The organism is Rhizobium sp. S163, from assembly GCF_030380805.1.
Taxonomy (GTDB): domain Bacteria; phylum Pseudomonadota; class Alphaproteobacteria; order Rhizobiales; family Rhizobiaceae; genus Rhizobium.
In genome coordinates, this window is record NZ_JAUDSA010000018.1 from 722,970 (window position 1) to 742,817 (window position 19,848).

The 19,848-nt window shown below is 62.1% G+C and carries 18 protein-coding genes; 11 read left to right on the top strand and 7 right to left on the bottom strand.

The window, feature by feature from the left end:
- Positions 1-75: 75 nt before the first annotated feature.
- The gene (locus QTL96_RS19135; RefSeq protein WP_289728760.1) at positions 76-786 is read left to right on the top strand and encodes a glutathione binding-like protein; all 711 of its coding nucleotides are present in this window, start codon (positions 76-78) and stop codon (positions 784-786) included.
- Between the two features lie 77 nt (positions 787-863).
- On the opposite strand, the gene QTL96_RS19140 is transcribed toward QTL96_RS19135, so the two are convergent.
- The 3 genes from QTL96_RS19140 to groES all read right to left on the bottom strand — a co-directional run bounded on the left by QTL96_RS19140 (position 864) and on the right by groES (position 4,091).
- On the bottom strand, positions 864-1,310 hold the full coding sequence (locus tag QTL96_RS19140; protein WP_289728761.1) for a hypothetical protein: 447 nt from the start codon (positions 1,308-1,310) through the stop codon (positions 864-866).
- A 785-nt stretch (positions 1,311-2,095) separates the two neighbouring features.
- The gene (gene groL, locus QTL96_RS19145; protein WP_018898570.1) at positions 2,096-3,736 is read right to left on the bottom strand and encodes a chaperonin GroEL; all 1,641 of its coding nucleotides are present in this window, start codon (positions 3,734-3,736) and stop codon (positions 2,096-2,098) included.
- Positions 3,737-3,794: 58 nt separating this feature from the next.
- Positions 3,795-4,091 (bottom strand): co-chaperone GroES, encoded by a 297-nt coding sequence (gene groES / locus QTL96_RS19150; protein WP_018898571.1) that lies wholly within the window; start codon positions 4,089-4,091, stop codon positions 3,795-3,797.
- Positions 4,092-4,526: 435 nt separating this feature from the next.
- On the opposite strand from groES, the gene chrA reads away from it, so the two are divergent.
- The 5 genes from chrA to mctP all read left to right on the top strand — a co-directional run bounded on the left by chrA (position 4,527) and on the right by mctP (position 9,787).
- Positions 4,527-5,948: a chromate efflux transporter gene (chrA, locus tag QTL96_RS19155; protein WP_289728762.1), complete on the top strand. Its 1,422-nt coding sequence runs from the start codon at positions 4,527-4,529 to the stop codon at positions 5,946-5,948.
- 118 nt (positions 5,949-6,066) lie between these two features.
- Positions 6,067-6,915: a TIGR01459 family HAD-type hydrolase gene (locus QTL96_RS19160; protein ID WP_289728763.1), complete on the top strand. Its 849-nt coding sequence runs from the start codon at positions 6,067-6,069 to the stop codon at positions 6,913-6,915.
- Between the two features lie 52 nt (positions 6,916-6,967).
- Positions 6,968-7,954 (top strand): bifunctional riboflavin kinase/FAD synthetase, encoded by a 987-nt coding sequence (locus QTL96_RS19165; protein ID WP_289728764.1) that lies wholly within the window; start codon positions 6,968-6,970, stop codon positions 7,952-7,954.
- Positions 7,955-8,124: 170 nt separating this feature from the next.
- Positions 8,125-8,322 (top strand): DUF3311 domain-containing protein, encoded by a 198-nt coding sequence (locus QTL96_RS19170; protein ID WP_018898575.1) that lies wholly within the window; start codon positions 8,125-8,127, stop codon positions 8,320-8,322.
- On the top strand, positions 8,312-9,787 hold the full coding sequence (gene mctP / locus QTL96_RS19175; protein ID WP_047508157.1) for a monocarboxylate uptake permease MctP: 1,476 nt from the start codon (positions 8,312-8,314) through the stop codon (positions 9,785-9,787). Before QTL96_RS19170 ends, mctP begins: the two co-directional genes overlap by 11 nt.
- Before the next feature lie 51 nt (positions 9,788-9,838).
- Here mctP and QTL96_RS19180 read toward each other — a convergent pair whose 3' ends face one another.
- Together QTL96_RS19180 and QTL96_RS19185 are read right to left on the bottom strand one after the other, a co-directional pair.
- Positions 9,839-10,276: an RES family NAD+ phosphorylase gene (locus QTL96_RS19180; RefSeq protein ID WP_289728765.1), complete on the bottom strand. Its 438-nt coding sequence runs from the start codon at positions 10,274-10,276 to the stop codon at positions 9,839-9,841.
- 2 nt (positions 10,277-10,278) lie between these two features.
- A complete protein-coding gene (locus QTL96_RS19185) occupies positions 10,279-10,689 on the bottom strand; it encodes an MbcA/ParS/Xre antitoxin family protein (protein WP_289728766.1) in 411 nt (136 codons plus the stop codon).
- 309 nt (positions 10,690-10,998) lie between these two features.
- Here QTL96_RS19185 and ileS point away from each other — a divergent pair, with 309 nt between their 5' ends.
- Together ileS and QTL96_RS19195 are read left to right on the top strand one after the other, a co-directional pair.
- Positions 10,999-13,899: an isoleucine--tRNA ligase gene (gene ileS, locus QTL96_RS19190; RefSeq protein ID WP_289728767.1), complete on the top strand. Its 2,901-nt coding sequence runs from the start codon at positions 10,999-11,001 to the stop codon at positions 13,897-13,899.
- Between the two features lie 137 nt (positions 13,900-14,036).
- Positions 14,037-14,666: a hypothetical protein gene (locus tag QTL96_RS19195; RefSeq protein ID WP_289728768.1), complete on the top strand. Its 630-nt coding sequence runs from the start codon at positions 14,037-14,039 to the stop codon at positions 14,664-14,666.
- 652 nt (positions 14,667-15,318) lie between these two features.
- On the opposite strand, the gene QTL96_RS19200 is transcribed toward QTL96_RS19195, so the two are convergent.
- The gene (locus QTL96_RS19200; protein WP_289728769.1) at positions 15,319-15,651 is read right to left on the bottom strand and encodes a nucleotidyltransferase domain-containing protein; all 333 of its coding nucleotides are present in this window, start codon (positions 15,649-15,651) and stop codon (positions 15,319-15,321) included.
- An 88-nt stretch (positions 15,652-15,739) separates the two neighbouring features.
- Positions 15,740-16,171, bottom strand: coding sequence for a nucleoside deaminase (locus tag QTL96_RS19205; RefSeq protein ID WP_289729148.1), 432 nt, complete (start codon positions 16,169-16,171; stop codon positions 15,740-15,742).
- A gap of 89 nt (positions 16,172-16,260) precedes the next feature.
- Between QTL96_RS19205 and QTL96_RS19210 the strand changes: the two genes are divergently transcribed.
- The 3 genes from QTL96_RS19210 to QTL96_RS19220 are packed head-to-tail and all read left to right on the top strand — an operon-like array spanning position 16,261 to position 19,839.
- Entirely contained in the window at positions 16,261-18,375 is a 2,115-nt protein-coding gene (locus QTL96_RS19210; protein WP_289728770.1) for a pseudouridine synthase, read from the top strand.
- A complete protein-coding gene (rsmD, locus tag QTL96_RS19215; RefSeq protein ID WP_018898585.1) occupies positions 18,356-18,916 on the top strand; it encodes a 16S rRNA (guanine(966)-N(2))-methyltransferase RsmD in 561 nt (186 codons plus the stop codon). The genes QTL96_RS19210 and rsmD overlap by 20 nt, the downstream gene beginning before the upstream one ends.
- 23 nt (positions 18,917-18,939) lie before the next feature.
- Positions 18,940-19,839 (top strand): patatin-like phospholipase family protein, encoded by a 900-nt coding sequence (locus QTL96_RS19220; protein ID WP_289728771.1) that lies wholly within the window; start codon positions 18,940-18,942, stop codon positions 19,837-19,839.
- The last annotated feature ends 9 nt before the right edge of the window (positions 19,840-19,848 follow it).

Sequence of the window (19,848 nt, forward strand, 5' to 3'; positions counted from 1 at the left end):
AGCGAATGATGGCGACTTGCCAGCGCGCCGCGCGCTCTTCTATGGTCGGCCGCCTAACGCAACTGGAGACTTCAGATGGCAGACCTTTCCGCATTCCCGATCACCAAACGCTGGCCGGCAAGCAACCCCGATATCATCCAGCTCTATTCGCTTCCGACACCGAACGGCGTGAAGGTGTCGATCGCGCTTGAGGAGCTGGCTTTGCTCTATGAGCCGCATCTGATCTCGTTCGGCACCAATGATCAGAAATCGCCGGAGTTCATGTCGCTCAATCCAAACGGCCGCATTCCGGCGATCATCGATCCCAATGGCCCTGATGGAAAGCCGATCGGCTTGTTCGAATCCGGAGCGATCCTCGTCTATCTCGTCGAAAAGACCGGCAAGCTTATCCCGGCGGATGCTGCCGGTCGCTACGAGACGCTCCAGTGGGTGTTCTTCCAGATGGGCGGCATCGGGCCGATGTTCGGCCAGTTCGGCCACTTCCACAAGTTCGCCGCCGACAAGGTCGCCAACAATTCCTATCCGGTGGAGCGCTATCGTGACGAGTCGAAGCGCCTTCTCGGCGTTCTGGAAGAGCGCCTGCAGGGCCGTCAGTGGATCATGGGAGACACCTACACGATCGCAGACATCACCACATTCCCATGGGTGCGCGGCGCCGATGTCTTTTACGGCGGCCGCGAGCTCCTGGAATACGACAAGTTCCCGGCGGTGATGGACTGGCTCAAGCGCTGCATCGCGCGCCCGGCGAGCGAAAAGGGCCTGAACATCCCGGCGCGCCCGGCCTGAGCCCTCGGCGCAAACGCAGTGCCCATAACATCAAAAGCCGGCCCACTGGGCCGGCTTTTCCGTGACAACAGTAAGTTTTACTGGCGGCGAATGGCGGCCTTGCCGGTGTCGGCTTCGATGCGCGGGAAGATGAACATGCCGATCATGCTGCCATTGCCTTCCTCTTCGTAGCCGTTCGATTCACCCATGCAGAAAAGCGGCTGGCGGTAGCCGTTCGGCAGGATGATCGTGGTCGAAAAACAGAAGGATGAGGACAGGGCCGCTGCCTGTTCGAAAATCTGGACGATGCGGCCGCGATCCCTCGGATCGTAGCAGCGCATCAGGCTGAGCAAGCCGCATTCTGGTACGCTCAGGCCATGAAGCCGGGCGCTGCGTTCTTGAAGGCGGATCACGCCGCTGGAAAAGTCGCCGACCCAGCTTTCCGATATCGAGAGCTGAGCGAGCATTTCGGGATTGTTGTCGTTGAGTTCCAGCGATCCGCGCATCAGCGGTGCGGATGCGTTGGTTTTTGTTATTTTAAACACATTGTTCCCCAGTTTGGGCGCAGCGTTCTCCCGTGCTGCACACCCGGCAAACATTACAGTTTCAGTCGACGCCGCGCTTCATGCTCGGTGGCCGGAAAATAGCGTTCCGAGCGGTCGCCCCAAGAAGTGAGCCCACTCTGCCCAGCCTTTCCAAAATATGCAACTTCTAATTTAATTTCAGGATAAGAAACTCGGTCCATGCGTCAATGCAATTCTGAGCGGTGTTGGCGATGCAACGGCAAGGACGCCTGAACGAAGCGCCGAACACAGCGCGAATCTATAAGTTTTTTTGCAGAAACGGCAACGGTTTTTAACACGCAGGCATACCCGCGCACCCAGGCATTAATGGTCAAAAATAGCGGAAAGGTTGATGAAACCACTGCTAAATAATCCGAAATTGATAGAGTTGCGGGCGTTTCCCGTCTCTGACGGCAACCATTGGCACGAAAACTCGATTGTTGCGAGAATTTGACCCCTCGGTAAAAATCGCCCGTCGAGCAAGCTTCACGAAAGCCTCGCCAAACGACGAGGCCGCCAGCTGTCGTGATTATACGTTTCATCACACGGTTGAAAAATTCCGCACGCGAATGTGAGTGCGAATCACAAAACGAAAAGGGCGACCCGAGGGCCGCCCTTCCGTAACCTGAACCTGATGGCTCAGACATAAGACCCGAAGGTCTTACATCATGTCCATGCCGCCACTTCAGCGCGCTTGACGCGCTGAAGCACTTAAAGTGTATGGGCGGCTTTCACGTACAGTTCTGTAATCAGACCTTATGGTCTGATCACATCATGTCCATGCCGCCCATGCCGCCCATGCCGCCAGGCATGCCGGCAGGAGCGTCCTTCTTCGGCAGCTCGGCGATCATGGCTTCCGTCGTGATCAGCAGCGAAGCAACCGAAGCTGCGTTCTGCAGAGCCGTACGAACAACCTTGACCGGGTCGACGATGCCCATGGCGATCATGTCGCCATATTCAGACGTCTGGGCGTTGTAGCCGTAGTTGTCTTCGTTCTTCTCGAGGATCTTGCCAACAACGATCGATGCTTCGTCACCGGCGTTCTCGGAGATCTGGCGAACCAGCGACTGCAGAGCGCGACGGATGATGTTGACGCCAGCTTCCTGGTCGTCGTTTGCACCCTTTGCGGTGATCTTGGAAGCCGAACGGAGGAGAGCAACGCCACCGCCAGGTACGATACCTTCCTGAACAGCAGCGCGCGTTGCGTTCAGAGCGTCGTCGATGCGGTCCTTGCGTTCCTTGACTTCGATTTCCGTGGAGCCGCCAACGCGGATGACGGCAACGCCGCCAGCGAGCTTGGCAAGACGTTCCTGCAGCTTTTCGCGGTCATAATCGGAAGAGGTTTCTTCGATCTGAGCCTTGATCTGAGCAACGCGGCCTTCGATGTCGGACTTGGCGCCAGCGCCGTCGACGATCGTCGTGTTTTCCTTGGAGATCGAAACCTTCTTCGAACGGCCGAGCATGTCGAGCGTTACGGATTCCAGCTTGATGCCCAGGTCTTCGGAGATGACAGTGCCGCCCGTGAGGATGGCGATGTCTTCCAGCATGGCCTTGCGGCGGTCGCCGAAGCCAGGAGCCTTGACGGCAGCGATCTTCAGGCCACCGCGCAGCTTGTTGACGACGAGGGTCGCAAGAGCTTCGCCTTCGACGTCTTCAGCGATGATGAGGAGCGGCTTGCCGGTCTGAACGACGGCTTCGAGAACCGGGAGCATCGCCTGCAGGTTCGAGAGCTTCTTCTCGTGGAGGAGAATGTAAGCGTCGTCGAGGTCGGCGACCATCTTTTCCGGGTTGGTGACGAAGTAAGGGCTGAGGTAGCCGCGGTCGAACTGCATGCCTTCGACGACTTCGAGTTCGGTTTCAGCGGTCTTGGCTTCTTCGACGGTGATGACACCTTCGTTGCCAACCTTCTGCATGGCTTCAGCAATGTCGTCACCGACCTGCTTGTCGCCGTTTGCGGAGATCGTGCCGACCTGGGCAACTTCAGCCGAGGTGGAGATCTTCTTTGCCTTGGCCTGCAGGTCCTTGACGACTTCTGCAACAGCGAGGTCGATACCGCGCTTCAGGTCCATCGGGTTCATGCCGGCAGCAACTGCCTTGGCGCCTTCGCGAACGATCGCGCGGGCCAGAACGGTAGCCGTCGTGGTGCCGTCGCCAGCGATGTCGTTGGTCTTCGAAGCAACTTCGCGGACCATCTGGGCGCCCATGTTTTCGAACTTGTCTTCGAGTTCGATTTCCTTGGCGACCGATACACCGTCCTTGGTGATGCGCGGAGCGCCGAAGGACTTGTCGATAACGACGTTACGACCCTTCGGGCCGAGGGTTACCTGCACTGCGTCAGCGAGGATGTCGACGCCGCGCAGCATCTTTTCGCGCGCAGAGCGGCCGAACTTTACTTCTTTAGCTGCCATTTTGAGAACTCCTGAAAAGGGGTGTCAGCGAATTAGGATGAAGTGGGAAACCGGCTGATTAGCCGATGATGCCCATGATGTCGGCTTCCTTCATGATCAGAAGGTCTTCGCCGTTGATCTTGACTTCGGTGCCGGACCACTTGCCGAACAGAACGCGGTCGCCAGCCTTGACGTCGAGAGCGACGACCTTGCCGGACTCGTCACGAGCGCCGGTGCCGACGGCGACGATTTCGCCTTCCTGCGGCTTTTCCTTGGCGGTGTCAGGAATGATGATGCCGCCCTTGGTCTTTTCTTCGGACTCAACGCGGCGAACAACGACGCGATCGTGAAGGGGGCGGAAGTTGGTGCTTGCCATTGTCTAATCCCTCGATCAAATGACACTCGCAGGCCGGTATGGCCCACACGGATGGGTGTTAGCACTCTCCTCTGGTGAGTGCTAGCGACCTGCATTTAGGAGCGGCCATCTGGGGAGTCAAGGGAAGCTGTCGTAATTTTCCGACGCCCCGTGTCTATAGCCGTTTGATGGCAAAGTTGTGAACCTGCCGGCTATCTGTAGGGGGCATGAAAACGCTTCGATGGTTAATGCCGGAAAGGGCAGGGACAGCGCTTGTCTCCCAAGCGCGGAAATCATGGCCCGGCATTGTCATAAACCCGTGTCCGGAATTTGCGAAATGCCAACAGGAGGTGCCGTCTCGGCCACGCCGCCGGGCCGGGATTGTCCAGCCCCGATGCGGATGATATCGAGCGACAGGGGACAGCCGGCGGAGGTCGGCAACAGGGGTGGATATATATGAGGGTGGACGGTGCGGTGATGGCGGATGACAGCGTGGCATCGGTGCCGTTTGGCGAGGCCGTCCGCGTCTGGGCCAGGATCGGCTGTCTGAGCTTCGGCGGCCCCGCCGGGCAGATCGCCCTGATGCACCGGACCATCGTCGACGAAAAGCGCTGGATCTCCGAGGATCGCTTCCTGCATGCGCTGAACTACTGCATGCTTCTGCCGGGCCCCGAGGCGCAACAGCTCGCCACTTATATCGGCTGGCTGATGCATGGCGTGCGCGGCGGCATCCTCGCCGGCCTGCTCTTCATTCTCCCCGGCTTCGTGGTCATGCTGGGTCTCTCCGCCCTCTACGCCGTCTTCCAGGAGACAGCCTGGCTTCCCGCCCTGTTCTTCGGCCTCAAGGCGGCCGTGCTTGCCGTCGTCGTCGAGGCGCTGCTGCGCCTTGCCCGCCGTGCCTTAAAGACCCGCGCGCATTATTACATCGCCGGCGCCTCTTTCCTGGCGCTGTTCATGCTGAACGCGCCGTTCCCCATCGTCGTCATCCTCGCCGGCCTCACGGGTTTCGCGCTGCACCGCTATTCCCGCCGCCACGCGCAGGCCGAAGAGATGCAAGCCAAGCCGCAATCGCCCCGCCGCCTGCCCACGTTTACGACCCACGCTATCGCCCGGCCGCTACTCATTCTCGTCTTCTGGATCCTCATCTGGCAGGCGCCGTTGCTCCTCGTCCGCAATCTGCACGCGCCATCCGATCTCATCGCCGAGGCGCTGAGCGGCGAGACCAATGTCTTCGGCGCGCTCTTCATCTTCTTCTCCAAGATGGCGGTCATCACCTTCGGCGGTGCCTATGCAGTGCTCACCTATGTCGCGCAGGTCGCTGTCGGTCATTATGCCTGGCTGCAGCCGGGCGAGATGCTGGATGGCCTGGCGCTGGCCGAGACCACGCCCGGCCCGCTGGTCCTCGTCCTCTGTTTCGTCGGCTTCCTCGCCGGCTACCGCAATCCGCTCTTCATGGCACCGCTGATGGGTGGCGCGCTCGGCGGCACGCTGGTTGCCTGGGCGACCTTCGTCCCGAGCTTCGTCTGGATCTTCGCTGGCGCGCCCTTCGTCGAGAAGCTGCGCAACAATGCCGCTCTGTCCGCCGCTCTGTCGGCCATCACAGCGGCCGTCGTCGGCGTTATCCTCAATCTGTCGCTTTGGTTCGGCCTGCACGTGCTCTTCGCCGAGGTCGGCCGGATCGCACTTCTGTCGCGTGGTGCTGGCCTTCCCATCGTCAGCCTCGCCTGGCCACAATGGGCGACTATCGATGTTGCTGCGCTGGCGATCTTCGTGATCGCGTCTGTCCTGCTGTTCTACGTGAAGATGGGGATGGTGAAGGTCCTGGGGCTTTGCGCCGTGGCTGGTCTTGCCATCAAGGGCGCCGAACTGCTGCTCTGAAGGCCGTCGGAGCGCAGCAGGTCGCAAGAATTTCATCGTTCTGCATTGCAAAATTTCTTGCCATCGCGGCGGGGCTTTGCGATGTCAGCCCTCATCGAATGAAAACCGGGACTTTGAAATGGCGCAGCGCATCGAGAATTTCGCAGAGATCACCAGCCACTATGATGCGGTGTTCTGCGACGTGTGGGGCGTGTTGCATAACGGCGTTTCGCCTTTCCCAAAGGCGGCCGCAGCCCTGCAGGCCGCGCGCGAAGCCGGCCTCACCGTCGTCCTTATCACCAATTCGCCGCGCATCGCGCCGCTCGTCGTCGATCAACTCCGCAACATCGGCATCCAGGATGAAGCGTATGATCGCATCGTTACCTCGGGCGATGTCACCCGTGGCCTGATCGCCGAAGGCCCGAAGAAGGTCTTCCTGCTCGGCCCGGATCGCGACATCGCCATCATCGAAGGCATCGGCATTACCCGCGTTTCCGCAGAGGAGGCCGATTGCGTCGTCTGCACCGGCTTCTTCGACGATGAGACCGAGACGCCCGAGGATTACACCGACATGCTCAAGGCCTTCCAGGCCCGCGACGTGCCGCTGATCTGTGCCAACCCCGACCTGATCGTCGAGCGCGGCCACAAGATGATCCCCTGCGCCGGCGCCATGGCTGCCTATTACGATCAGCTCGGCGGCAAGACCCGCATTGCCGGCAAGCCGCACAAGCCGATCTATGACGCCGTGCTCTCGGTCGCCCGCGAAATGCGCGGCGATCTCAAGATGGACCGTATCTTGGCGATCGGCGACGGCATGCCGACGGATGTGCGCGGCGCTCTCGATTACGGTCTCGATCTTCTCTATATCAGCGGCGGCATCCACGCGGCCGAATACACGCTGAACGGCGAGACCGACGAGGCGATCCTCACCGCCTATCTCGAACGCGAGAAGGCAACGCCGAAGTGGTGGATGCCGCGACTGGCCTGAGCCGCCCTCTGACCACCTTGTGTAAGCCCGAAGCATCAGTAAAGTCTGCCCGATGACCGTCTTCCATCGCAATGAAACCCGAGAGCCCTTGCCCGATCACCTGCATGGTGGTGTGGTCGCCATCGGCAATTTCGACGGTGTCCATCGCGGCCATCAATCTGTACTGGAGCGCGCGCTCGAGATCGCCGAGGCGCGCGGCGTTCCGGCCCTCGTTCTCACCTTCGAGCCGCACCCGCGCACGGTCTTCAACCCGCAGACACCGGTCTTCCGCCTCACGCCCGCGCCGCTGCGTGCCCGCATCCTTGAGGCCATGGGCTTCGGCGCCGTCATCGAATACCCGTTCGACCGCGCCTTCTCGCAGCGCTCAGCCGACGATTTCATCCACTCGATCCTCAAGGATTGGCTGGCTGCATCCGAGGTCGTGACAGGCGTCGATTTCCATTTCGGCCGCGGCCGCGAGGGTGGCCCGGCCTTCCTCATGGACGCCGGCAATAAATACGGCTTCGGCGTCACCCTGATCGACACCTTCCGCGACGAGAACGCCGACGTGGTCTCTTCCAGCCGCATCCGCACGCTGTTGAAGGAAGGCGAGGTCAGCGAGGTCGCCGGCCTGCTCGGCTATCACTACACGGTCGAATCCGAGGTGATCGGCGGCGAAAAGCTCGGCCGCCAGCTGGGCTTCCCGACAGCCAACATGCGCCTGCCGGCCGAGGTCGAGTTGAAGCCCGGCATCTACGCCGTCCGCTTCCGCTTCGAGGATGGCACGATGCATGACGCGGTCGCCAGCTACGGCCGCCGCCCGACGGTCACCGACAACGGCGCGCCGCTGCTCGAGACCTTCGTCTTCGATTTCTCTGGCGATCTCTACGGCCAGATCTGTTCCGTCTCCTTCTTCTCCTACCTGCGCCCGGAGCTGAAGTTCGATGGCCTCGAACCGCTGGTCGAGCAGATGAACCGCGACAAGGAAGAGGCGAGGGCGGTCCTGTCGGGCATGCAGCCGATCAGCGAGCTCGACCGCAAGCTCTGCGGCCTGGCGTAACGCTTCCCCACTGAACTCAGTATCCATGGCATGGCGGCGTCGGGCGCCGACATTGCGAAACTGTGTCTTTTTCGCGGCAAGGATGCTTGCCGAGCGAGCTGGCTGGCATATCTCATCTATCTGATAAGACGCGGATAAGCCGCGCCCGATCCGCGAAAGGCACTCTCCCCATGGACAAAAGATTTGGAACGGCGGCCTGCTGGCTGCTCATCATTCCCTATATCGGGCTGCTCTGGGTCCCCTTCTACAATTTCCACGATCCGGTTCTTTTCGGCTTCCCTTTCTTCTACTGGTATCAGCTCCTCTGGGTGCCGATCACCGCCTTCCTGACCTGGATCGCCTACCGGAGCATGCGCAATGACGACTGATCTCAACGTCACGGCGCTCAGCGTCTTTATTTTCTTCTTCGTCCTTGTCACTGTCATGGGCTTCGTCGCCTCGCGCTGGCGCCGGCCCGAAACCATGGCGCATATCGACGAGTGGGGCCTCGGCGGCCGCTCCTTCGGCACCTGGATCACCTGGTTCCTTGTTGGTGGCGATTTCTATACCGCCTACACCGTCATCGCCGTTCCGGCGCTGGTCTATACCGTAGGCGCCTACGGCTTCTTCGCGCTGCCCTATACGATCGTCGTCTACCCCTTCGTCTTCATGGTCATGCCGGTGCTCTGGAAGCGGGCGCGCGACTTCGGCTATGTGACGGCTGGCGACGTCGTCCACGGCCAGTATGGCTCGCGCGGCCTGGAGCTTGCGGTGGCCGCCACCGGCGTCATCGCCACCATGCCCTATATCGCCCTGCAGCTCGTCGGCATGACGGCGGCGCTGAAGGCGCTTGGCCTGCATGGCGAAGTGCCGCTCGCCATCGCCTTCATCGTGCTGGCACTCTACACCTATTCGGCGGGCCTGAGGGCGCCGGCGCTCATCGCCTTCGTCAAGGACATCATGATCTATATCGTGGTGATCGCCGCCGTGGCGCTGATCCCGTCGAAGCTCGGCGGCTACGCCAATGTCTTCGCTTCCGCCGACGCGGCCTTCCAGGCCAAGGGCTCCGGCAGCCTGCTGCTCGGCTCCAACCAGTATGTCGCCTATGCGACGCTGGCGCTCGGCTCGGCACTCGCGGCCTTCATGTATCCGCACACGCTGACCGGCATCTTCGCCTCCAACAGCGGCAACACCATCCGCAAGAACGCCGTGCTGCTGCCGGCCTATACGCTGCTGCTCGGCCTCTTGGCGTTGCTCGGCTACATGGGCCACGCCGCCGGCCTCAAGCTCGATAGCGCCAACGACGTGGTGCCGGCGCTGTTCCAGACGCTCTTCCCCAGCTGGTTCGCCGGCTTCGCCTTCGCCGCGATCGCCATCGGCGCGCTGGTGCCGGCGGCGGTGATGAGTATCGGCGCCGCCAACCTCTTCACCCGCAACTTCTGGAAAGCCTATGTAAACCCCCAGGTGACGGATGCGGGCGAAGCAAAGGTCGCGAAGATGACTTCGCTGGTCGTCAAGGTCGGCGCCCTGCTTGTCATTATCTTCCTCCCAACCCAGTTCGCCCTCGACCTGCAGCTCCTCGGCGGCATCTGGATCCTGCAGACGCTCCCGGCCCTGGTCTTCGGTCTCTACACCAACTGGTTCCGCGCCCCCGGCCTTCTCGCCGGCTGGTTCGTCGGCTTCTTCGGCGGCACGCTGCTGGTCTGGATCAACGGGTTGAAACCGCTGCAGCCGGTGACGATGGGCGAGACGTCGTTTACGATCTACATCGGGTTGCTGGCGCTGGCGGTGAATATCATCGTCGCGGTGGTGGTGAATGCGGTGGTGCCGGGCAAGGCGGTGGCGCGGGCTTGAGGGGGTGAGAGGGGAGGGCTGCGGGTGAGCCGCGGCCCTCTCACCCTGATGTCAAGCGCGAAGCAGCCGACTGTCGAAAGGATATGTTTTGACGTCTTCGATGATGATCTCACCGGCTCGCGCATGCAGGGGATTGATCAGCACATTGCGCGCCTCCGGCATGATCACGCACTGCACGTCGATAAGGCATGTCTCTTTCTCTAACAGCAAAGCCGATCCGAATTCTTGCGTGGCGTCCAGATCGGAAAGATCGACGTCACGATCGTCCAGTCTCTTTGTCGGGAGATTGTCGGGGCAATTGATCTTCAGGAGCGTGTATTCGGATGGAATGTCTTCAGGGTCCGTATGAACGATGACTTCCAGGAGCGTTGTTGAGGGGTGGTCGCAGCAATAGACGACAGGTAGGCCTGCGAAATTCCAGCGGCCCGATGCAAGCAGGCCGCCCCGTCCGCTCAAGTCAACGTGCTTCGATATTCGCCAGAGATACACGGTCAGATATAGATCCCGTGATCGATCCTGATTAGCTCCTCTTCGACGAGCCGTGCTCCCGTTTCTGATTGTAGCAGGTCAAAAGGCACGACCCCGTTTAGGGCTCGGCTGGGTTTGCGAAGCCAGCGCTGGGCCTTCTCACGCTCCCCGAAAACACGATCGGCATGTTGACTGACGCGTAGAAGTCTCTGCGCGCTGTCATTTTCGGCAAGAGTTAGCGGCTCGCCCAGTTCTAGCCGTCGCGCGAGCGTCCGGCGCGGCGCAACAAGCCGGTAAATTTCATCCATCGAAAAGCCGTAGTTCTTAAGCGTCTCGATCGAGCTGCTATCAAATCGTGGCTGTTTGCTTCCACTCGCCGTTTCCACAAGCGCCAGCGTGGTGTCGTCTCGAGCTTGTGCTGCGCTGCTCACCATCGAAGCCTCCTGTGCCAATTGCCCATAAATATAAGCGCAAATGGCCAGACTGCAAATGCGGCCTTTCGACAGTCGATCTCCTCTTCCTTTTCCCACCAAAAGCGCCTATGAACCGGCGCGATGAACAAGTTCCGGCTGGCGATCACGATACGAATTATCGGCCCGGCCTTCCGCGCGCGCTAAGCGGCCGGAAGGTCCGGGTTTTCGGCGCTCGACCTCAGAGCGCTTCCGCCGCCACGATATTTCCAAGTCCGTTGCGCCCGTTTGCGAGGCGTAAAGCACGATCGCTAGAAGAGACGATTGCCAGACATGACCGATACAGCCGAAAAGATCGATTACTCCAAGACCCTCTATCTCCCCGAAACCGATTTCCCGATGCGCGCCGGCCTGCCGCAGAAGGAGCCGGAGACCGTTGCCCGCTGGCAGCAGATGGGTCTCTACAAGAAGCTGCGCGCCTCCGCCGCCGGCCGCGAGAAGTTCGTCCTCCACGACGGCCCTCCCTATGCCAACGGCAACATCCATATCGGCCACGCGCTGAACAAGATCCTGAAGGACGTCATCAACCGCTCGTTCCAGATGCGCGGCTTCGATGCCAACTATGTTCCCGGCTGGGATTGCCACGGCCTTCCGATCGAATGGAAGATCGAGGAAGAGAACTACCGCGCCAAGGGCAAGGCGAAGCCCGACCTCAAGCAGGCCGACGCGATGATCGAGTTCCGCAAGGAATGCCGCGCTTACGCTGAAAAGTGGATCAAGATCCAGGGCGACGAGTTCAAGCGCTTGGGCATCGAGGGCGATTTCGACAACCCGTATCTGACGATGAACTTCCACGCCGAAAGCCGCATCGCCGGAGAGCTCTTGAAGATCGCCATGAGCGGCCAGCTCTATCGCGGCTCGAAGCCGATCATGTGGTCGGTGGTCGAGCGCACGGCGCTGGCAGAAGCCGAGGTCGAGTACCACGACGTCGAGAGTGATATGATCTGGGTGAAGTTCCCGGTCGTGGGTGGCGCCGGCGAGCTGGCCGATGCCCATGTCGTCATCTGGACGACAACGCCATGGACGATCCCCGGCAACCGCGCCATCGCCTACTCGCCGAAGGTCGCCTACGGTCTCTATGAGATCACGGCTGCTGAAAACGACTTCGGCCCGCAGTCTGGCGAGAAGCTGATCTTCGCCGACGCGCTGGCCGAGGAATCCGCCAAGAAGGCCAAGCTCACCTTCAAGCGCCTGCGCGGCCTCGCTGCCGACGAGATGGCATCGATCACGACCGCCCACCCGCTCAAGGGCCTCGGCGGCGGCTATGAATTCGACGTGCCGCTGCTTGCCGGCGACCACGTCACCGATGACGCCGGTACCGGTTTCGTCCACACTGCCCCGTCGCATGGCCGCGAAGACTTCGAGGCCTGGATGTCTTCCGCCAAGGAGCTGGAAGCCAGAGGTATCGACACCCGCATCCCGTTCCCGGTCGACGACAGCGGCACCTATACCGCTGATGCCCCCGGCTTCGAGGGCGCACGCGTCATGGACGACAACGGCAAGAAGGGCGATGCCAACGAGCGCGTCATCAAGACGCTGATCGAGCGCAATGCGCTGTTTGCCCGTGGCCGCCTGAAGCATTCCTATCCGCATTCCTGGCGCTCCAAGAAGCCGATCATCTTCCGCAACACGCCGCAGTGGTTCGTCTACATGGACAAGGACCTCAAGGACGGCACGACGCTGCGCACCCGTGCGCTGAACGCCATCGACGACACCCGCTTTGTACCCGCTGCCGGCCAGAACCGCCTGCGCGCCATGATCGAGCAGCGTCCTGACTGGGTTCTCTCGCGTCAGCGCGCATGGGGCGTTCCAATCTGCGTCTTCGCCGATGAGGACGGCAACGTCCTGCAGGACGAAGCGGTCAACAATCGCATCCTCGAAGCCTTTGACGTCGAGGGCGCCGATGCCTGGTTCGCCGATGGCGCCAAGGATCGCTTCCTCGGCAACGGTCACGACCACGCCAAGTGGACGCAGGTCATGGACATCCTCGATGTCTGGTTTGACTCGGGCTCGACCCACACGTTTACGCTGGAAGACCGCCCGGACCTGAAGTGGCCGGCCGATCTCTATCTCGAAGGCTCCGACCAGCATCGCGGCTGGTTCCACTCGTCGCTGCTGGAGTCGGCGGCGACCCGTGGCCGTGCGCCTTACAACGCCGTTCTCACCCATGGCTTCACCATGGACGAGAAGGGCGAGAAGATGTCGAAGTCGAAGGGCAACGTCACCTCGCCGCAGGAAATCATGAAGGATGCCGGCGCCGATATCCTGCGCCTCTGGGTCATGACCTCCGACTATGCCGACGACCTGCGCGTCGGCAAGACGATCATCCAGACCAATGTCGACGCCTATAGAAAGCTGCGCAACACCATCCGCTGGATGCTCGGCACGCTGGCGCATGACAAGGGCGAGACCTTCGAAGTCTCTGCAATGCCGGAACTGGAGCAGCTGATGCTCCATCGTCTGGCTGAGCTCGACCAGCTGGTGCGCGAGAACTACGATGCCTTCGACTTCAAGAAGATCGCCCGCGCGCTGATCGACTTCGCCAATGTCGAGCTCTCGGCCTTCTACTTCGACGTCCGCAAGGATGCGCTCTATTGCGACGCGCCCTCAAGCCTTCGCCGCCGCGCCTCGCTCCATGTCATCCGCAACATCTTCGATTGCATGGTGACCTGGCTTGCCCCGATGCTGCCGTTTACGACGGAAGAAGCATGGCTGTCGCGCAACCCCGGTGCCGTCTCCGTCCACCTCGAGCAGTTCCCCGAAATTCCAGGCAACTGGAAGAACGAGGCACTGGCCGAGAAGTGGAAGAAGATCCGCGCGGTCCGTACGGTCGTCACCGGCGCGCTCGAGATCGAGCGCAAGGACAAGCGCATCGGCTCTTCGCTGGAAGCAGCCCCTGTTGTCCATATCGCCGATGCCGAGCTCCTGAAGGCGCTTGAGGGCCAGGACTTCGAGGAGATCTGCATCACCTCGGGTATCGTTATCGCGGGCAATGAAGGCCCGTCCGACGCGTTCCGTCTTCCCGAAGTGGCTGGCGTCAGCGTCGAGCCGAAGCTTGCCGAAGGCGAGAAGTGCGCCCGCTCGTGGCGTATCACGACGGATGTCGGCTCGGATCCCGCGTATCCCGACGTTTCCGCCCGCGATGCTGCGGCATTGCGCGAACTTGCGGCATAAACGCAAGAAAGTTACCGGATGAATTGCGCAATCGCGGTTCATCCGGTAAAAGCTGCCTGAAATTGGCCGGATTTTTCCGTCACGGGGAGGGTGTCCGGTTGAGCATTGACTGCACCGGCATGGCTGGAAGGGTTTTCATGTTATCGAAGCGTTGGTTCCGTTTGGGCGCATGCCTGACTGTTGCGATGGCAGGCACTGCGATGATGTCGAGCTGCACGAGCGGCCCCCGCTACGGCACGGACAAGACGGCATTCGAGCAGCTGACCGATGACCTTGGCCAATCCACCTCGCTGACCGGCACCGAACCCAAGAACAAGGGCGTGAAGTACAATCCACGTCCGGGCCTTGTGGTTCCGAAGGCCGGCGACAAGGAAAACCTGGTCGCGCCGCAGCAATCGATCGCCAGCAAGGACAATCCGCAGTGGGTCGAATCGCCTGAGGAAACCCGCGCCCGCCTCGTCAAGGAAGCCGACGAAAACAGCGACAAGTCCGGCTACCAGTCGCCGCTCGCCAACAACGAGGTCGAAGGCGGCCGTCGCACGACGGAAGCCCAGGCCAAGGCCTTCCGCGAAGCCCGCGCCATCCAGAAGGGCGCCTATATCGACCAGCGCCGCTACATCTCCGATCCGCCGACCGAATATCGCCAGATCGACGATCCCGCCAAGCTCGACGATCTCGGCGAGCCTGAGCTGAAGAAGATGAAGAAGAAGAAAAAGGAAGCCGCCGTCGCGGGTTCCGGCAAGCAGTGGTGGAACCTGCTGCAGTAAGGCCTCGGGCGCGGTGAGCTTTTTACAAACGTTCGATGTGAGCGCGTAGGGCAAAGACCCCTCCCAACCCTCCCCACAAGGGGGAGGGCTTAACTTGTAGCGATGTCGACGCCAGCACTGTGAGCGGGCCACAAGTCCTCTTCCCCACCTGTGGGGGAAGATGCCCGGCAGGGCAGAGGGGGGTATTCCACGGCAAGACCTCTCTATCATCACACCACACCCCACAAACACACCAAAACCCCACGCCGCCCGAAGGACCCGTAGCTCCACCATGCCCTGCACTTCACTCGGACGGGGCGCTGGAAATCACCTCGATAGAGTAAAAAATATGGTGCCTTCCGGCACCCCGTTCAGCGGTTTATGAACGCAACTCCGGTCCCTCTGCCTTCTCGCCCAACTTCGCGACGAGACCATGTGTGCCTCACAGGCACATCCGGGCTCAACTCAGGCCCGTCTTGCGACGGAACCCGCCGTCACCGGAGGGAGACCATTTTCTGCGAACCCCGGATGAGAGAGCTTGCGTCTTCCCCAAACACCCGGCGCCGATCCCGCCTTGCCGGCACGCCTGCCGGTGTATCCGATGACGGGACGCCGATAGTGTAGGGGCAGGTTTCGGGCGCGGGGATGAACAAGCGGCCAAGATTCTTTTAAGTTATTGATAGGAAATCAATAAATCCGACAGAAACTCCTGAAGGCGATCGTGGGTAAGATCGGCCTCGAAGACGAGGTCATACGGAATTTCCGACGCCCGCATCCCGTCAGCCACGAGCTGTTCTGCCAGGGCGCGGCGCTTTCGGTCCATGCGGCCGCGAACGAGCAGGTCGACATCGGAATGCGAGCGGAAATCTCCTCGCGCAAGGGATCCGACGAGCATGATGTCGATGCCCTTGCTGGATGCGTCGCGCAACACCTGCGAAACGGCTGCCGATGCCGCGCTGTGTCGCCTGTCGCGTCTCCTCGCCATCAGTACCGTCATTCCGACCATTCAGAAACTCCGATTTCTTTCAACTGTATAGCATTGGAAGATCGGCGAAAAGTGGCGCAACGTGGTGGATGATTGGCCGCAAGCGCGCCTAATCCCGCTTCCCCTGAAAGAACCCTCGCAGGATCTCCGCGGCCTGCACCTCGCTCATCCCGGAATACACCTCCGGCGCATGATGACATGTCGGCTGCGCGTAAAACCGCACCCCGCTGTCCACCCCACCACCCTTCGGATCTTCCGCCCCATAATAGAGCCGGCGGATACGGGCAAACGAGATGGCCGCAGCGCACATCGTGCAGGGCTCGAGCGTCACATAGAGGTCGGCGCCCGTCAGCCGCTCTTGGCCGAGTGCCTCACAGGCTATGCGGATGGCGGCGACTTCGGCGTGCGCGGTGATGTCGTTTAGCTCGCGGGTGCGGTTGCCGGATGAAGCAATCACGGTGCCGTCGAGGACGACGACCGCGCCGATCGGCACCTCGCCACGCGCGCCCGCGGCACGTGCTTCCTCAAGCGCCAGGTCCATAAATTGATTTGTCTTCACGATTCGACAATTTCCACTTAACCGCAGGGGCGCGAACTGATAGAAGGCCCCAAAAGGCAGGCAAACAACAAATGACATTCAAAGACAAGCCAAAACGGCCGGGTGGCAAGCCATCCCCGCGCGATACCGGCGCGAAATCGGGCGAAAAGCCCGCAAGGAAGTTCGCAAAATCGGCTGACAAGGCGGATGCCGTGTCCGACTTGACGAGCGACAGCAAGGCGGAACGCATCTCCAAGGTGATGGCGCGCGCCGGCGTTGCCTCGCGTCGCGATATCGAGCGCATGATCCTCGATGGCCGCGTCACGCTGAACGGCAAGCCGCTGGATACGCCCGTCGTCAACGTCACGCTGACCGACAAGATCGAAGTCGACGGCATGCCGATCCGCGGCATCGAGCGCACCCGCCTGTGGCTCTACCACAAGCCGGCCGGCCTGGTGACCACCAACGCCGATCCGGAAGGCCGCCCGACCGTATTCGACAACCTGCCGGACGATCTGCCGCGCGTCATGTCGATCGGCCGCCTCGATATCAACACCGAAGGTCTGCTGCTCTTGACCAACGACGGCGGCCTGGCGCGTGCGCTGGAACTGCCGACGACAGGCTGGCTGCGCCGCTACCGCGTGCGCGCCCACGGCGAGATCGACCAGGAAGCGCTCGACAAGCTGAAGGACGGCATCGCCGTCGACGGCGTGCTCTACGGCGCCATCGAGGCGACGCTCGACAAGGTGCAGGGCTCCAACGTCTGGCTCACCATGGGTCTGCGCGAAGGCAAGAACCGCGAAATCAAGAACGTGCTCGGCGCGCTCGGTCTCGACGTCAACCGTCTGATCCGCATCTCCTACGGCCCGTTCCAGCTCGGCGATATCCCCGAGCGCGCGGTGATCGAAGTGCGTGGCCGCACCCTGCGCGACCAGCTCGGCCCGCGCCTGATCGAGGACGCCAAGGCCAATTTCGACGCCCCGATCTACAACGCGCCCGCCGTGACCGAGGAAGAAGAAGCCGACGCCAAGCCCGAGCGTCGCGAACGCTCGTGGAAGCCGGAAGACAAGCGCGAACGCGCGCTGAGCCGCCTCGATACCAAGCGCGATGATAAGCGCGACGACCGCCGTGGCGGCGATCGCGACCGTGGCCCAAGCCGTGGTGGCGACCGCAAGGACGAAGGCCCGAAGCGTCCGGCGCTCGGCAGCCGCCGCAACGCCAACGTCTGGATGGCGCCCGGCGCCCGTCCACTCGGCGAAAAGGCAGCCGCCAAGGCCGAGAAGAACGCCCAGACGGCGCTTCGCCGTGGCGAAAAGCCTGGCCGTTCCAAGCCGCTGCCGACAAGCTACGACGAAGGTCCGCGCGTGCAGATCAACCGCGCTCGCGACGAAGAGGGCGAATGGATCCGCTCCAGCGATGTGAGCCGCGACGACGACCGCAAGCGCGGCGGCGACCGTGGTGATCGCGGTTTCGGTGACCGTCCGCGTGGCGACCGCTCCTTCGGAGATCGTGGTGATCGCTCCGGCGGCGACCGCACGGCACGCGGCGACCGGCCTTATGGTGACCGCCCACCACGTGGCGACCGTCCCCAGGGCGAGCGCCCAAGAGGCGATCGTCCCTTCAGCGATAAGCCTCGCGGCGAGCGCAAGCCGCGCGAGGATGGCGACCGTCCGCGCTCTTTCGGCGACCGCCCGGCACGTAGTGACAGGCCACGCGGCGATCGGCCTTTCGGCGATCGTCCTCCCCGTGGCGACAGGCCGACCGGTGACCGCCCGTTCGCAGCCAAGCCTCGCGGCGACCGCAGGCCGCGCGAGGATGGCGACGACCGTCCCCGTTCCTTCGGCGATCGTCCGCCACGCGGCGACCGACCGTTCGGCGACAAGCCGCGCCGTCCGCGCGAAGAGGGTGACGAGCGTCCCCGCGCCAACCGTTTCTCCGGCGAGGCTCGCTCCGAGCGTCCGGCCGGCGAGCGTTCATATGGCGACCGGCCTCGTGGTGAACGTCCCCAGGGTGATCGTCCCTTCGGTGATAAGCCGCGCGGCAAGAGCTTTGGCGGCAAGCCTGGTGGCTCCAAGCCGGGTGCGAAGAGTTTTTCGGGCAAGCCTTCGGGCGATCGTTCCGGTGGCGGTGGCAAGCCCTCGGGCGGGCCGTCTCGTGGTGGACCTAAGGGCAAGGGAATAGGACGCGGTGCGGATCGTCGGCGGTGAGTTTCGCGGACGGTCGCTCGCCGTGCCTAAATCCAACGACATCCGGCCGACTGCCGACCGGACGCGTGAGAGCCTGTTCAATATTCTGAGCCATGCCTATCCGGAATGCGTCGATGGCACCCGGATACTCGATCTCTTTGCCGGTACCGGCGCCGTCGGGCTGGAAGCCGTCTCGCGCGGCTGCCGCCATGCGCTCTTCGTTGAAAACAGCGTCGAGGGCAGGGGCCTGCTCTGGGAGAACATCGATGCGCTCGGCCTGCACGGCAAGACGCGCATCCTGAGGCGCGACGCGACCGATCTCGGCAGTGTCGGCAACCTCGAGCCGTTTCAGTTCCTCTTCGCCGACCCGCCCTATGGCAAGGGTCTCGGCGAAAAGGCGATGGCCGCGGCCGCGAAGGGTGGTTGGCTGTTTCCGGGCGCGATTGCCGTGCTTGAGGAGCGCGCCGACGTTGCCGTTTCGGTCGATCCTTCCTATCTGTTCCTGGAAAGCCGGATTTTCGGCGATACCAGGGTGCATTTCTACCGCTACCAGCCTGAATAGGTAGCGGCTATCGGGGGTAAAGGGTGACACAGCAGGCCGAAAAGACCAGTTCCGCGTTCCCTGCTCTCGAAGATGTCGCCTCCGGCGCATCGCCGCGCGTGGCTATCGCGTTCGGCGGCGGCGGCGCTCGCGGCCTCGCTCACATCCACGTCATCGAAACGCTTGACGAACTCGGTATCCGCCCAGTGGCGATTTCGGGCTCATCGATCGGCGCCATAATGGGCGCCGGCATGGCGGCCGGCATGACCGGCGAAGCGATCCGCGAACACGCGCTGATGACCGTCGGCAACAAGACCGCCGTGGTCAGCCGCCTCTGGGGCCTGCGCCCGCAGACGGTGCGCGACGCGGTGGCGAACGGCGTGCGCATCGGCCAGTTCAACCTCGAGCGCATCCTCAAAGCATTTCTCCCGGCCGATCTCCCCGATCGCTTCGAGGATCTGCCGATCCCAATGACGGTGACTGCCACCGATTACTATGGCCAGCAGGAAGTGCTGGTGAGCGAAGGCCAGCTGTTTCCGGCATTGGCAGCCTCCTCCGCCATCCCCGCCGTCTTCATGCCGGTGCGGCTGCATGGCCGGGTGATGATCGACGGCGGCATTAGCAATCCCGTCCCCTATGAATGCCTGATGGACCGCGCCGATATCGTCATCGGCATCGATGTCGTAGGCGCGCCTGAAGGTGACGGCACCCATATCCCGAACCGCATGGAAAGCATCTTCGGCTCCGGCCAGCTGATGATGCAGACGGCGATCACCCTCAAACTCCGCATCCAGCCCCCCCACATCTTCCTCCGCCCCGCCGTCGGCCGCACCGGCGTCATGGACTTTCTGAAGGCCCGCGAAGTGCTGGCCATGTCTCAGGGCGTCAAGGATGAGCTGAAGTATGCGCTTGATGGGGCGATCGAGGCGCATGCGCGCGGTTAGGCAGAGGCC

What these genes read in the sequence shown, in the direction of transcription:
- QTL96_RS19185 (WP_289728766.1), bottom strand. Translation starts at nt 10,689, where the DNA reads ATGGTGAGCAGCGCAGCACAAGCTCGAGACGACACCACGCTGGCGCTT.
- QTL96_RS19160 (WP_289728763.1), top strand. Translation starts at nt 6,067, where the DNA reads ATGGCGCAGCGCATCGAGAATTTCGCAGAGATCACCAGCCACTATGAT.
- QTL96_RS19200 (WP_289728769.1), bottom strand. Translation starts at nt 15,651, where the DNA reads ATGGTCGGAATGACGGTACTGATGGCGAGGAGACGCGACAGGCGACAC.
- ileS (WP_289728767.1), top strand. Translation starts at nt 10,999, where the DNA reads ATGACCGATACAGCCGAAAAGATCGATTACTCCAAGACCCTCTATCTC.
- QTL96_RS19170 (WP_018898575.1), top strand. Translation starts at nt 8,125, where the DNA reads ATGGACAAAAGATTTGGAACGGCGGCCTGCTGGCTGCTCATCATTCCC.
- groL (WP_018898570.1), bottom strand. Translation starts at nt 3,736, where the DNA reads ATGGCAGCTAAAGAAGTAAAGTTCGGCCGCTCTGCGCGCGAAAAGATG.
- QTL96_RS19135 (WP_289728760.1), top strand. Translation starts at nt 76, where the DNA reads ATGGCAGACCTTTCCGCATTCCCGATCACCAAACGCTGGCCGGCAAGC.
- QTL96_RS19210 (WP_289728770.1), top strand. Translation starts at nt 16,261, where the DNA reads ATGACATTCAAAGACAAGCCAAAACGGCCGGGTGGCAAGCCATCCCCG.
- chrA (WP_289728762.1), top strand. Translation starts at nt 4,527, where the DNA reads ATGAGGGTGGACGGTGCGGTGATGGCGGATGACAGCGTGGCATCGGTG.
- mctP (WP_047508157.1), top strand. Translation starts at nt 8,312, where the DNA reads ATGACGACTGATCTCAACGTCACGGCGCTCAGCGTCTTTATTTTCTTC.
- QTL96_RS19205 (WP_289729148.1), bottom strand. Translation starts at nt 16,171, where the DNA reads ATGGACCTGGCGCTTGAGGAAGCACGTGCCGCGGGCGCGCGTGGCGAG.
- QTL96_RS19165 (WP_289728764.1), top strand. Translation starts at nt 6,968, where the DNA reads ATGACCGTCTTCCATCGCAATGAAACCCGAGAGCCCTTGCCCGATCAC.
- QTL96_RS19195 (WP_289728768.1), top strand. Translation starts at nt 14,037, where the DNA reads ATGTTATCGAAGCGTTGGTTCCGTTTGGGCGCATGCCTGACTGTTGCG.
- groES (WP_018898571.1), bottom strand. Translation starts at nt 4,091, where the DNA reads ATGGCAAGCACCAACTTCCGCCCCCTTCACGATCGCGTCGTTGTTCGC.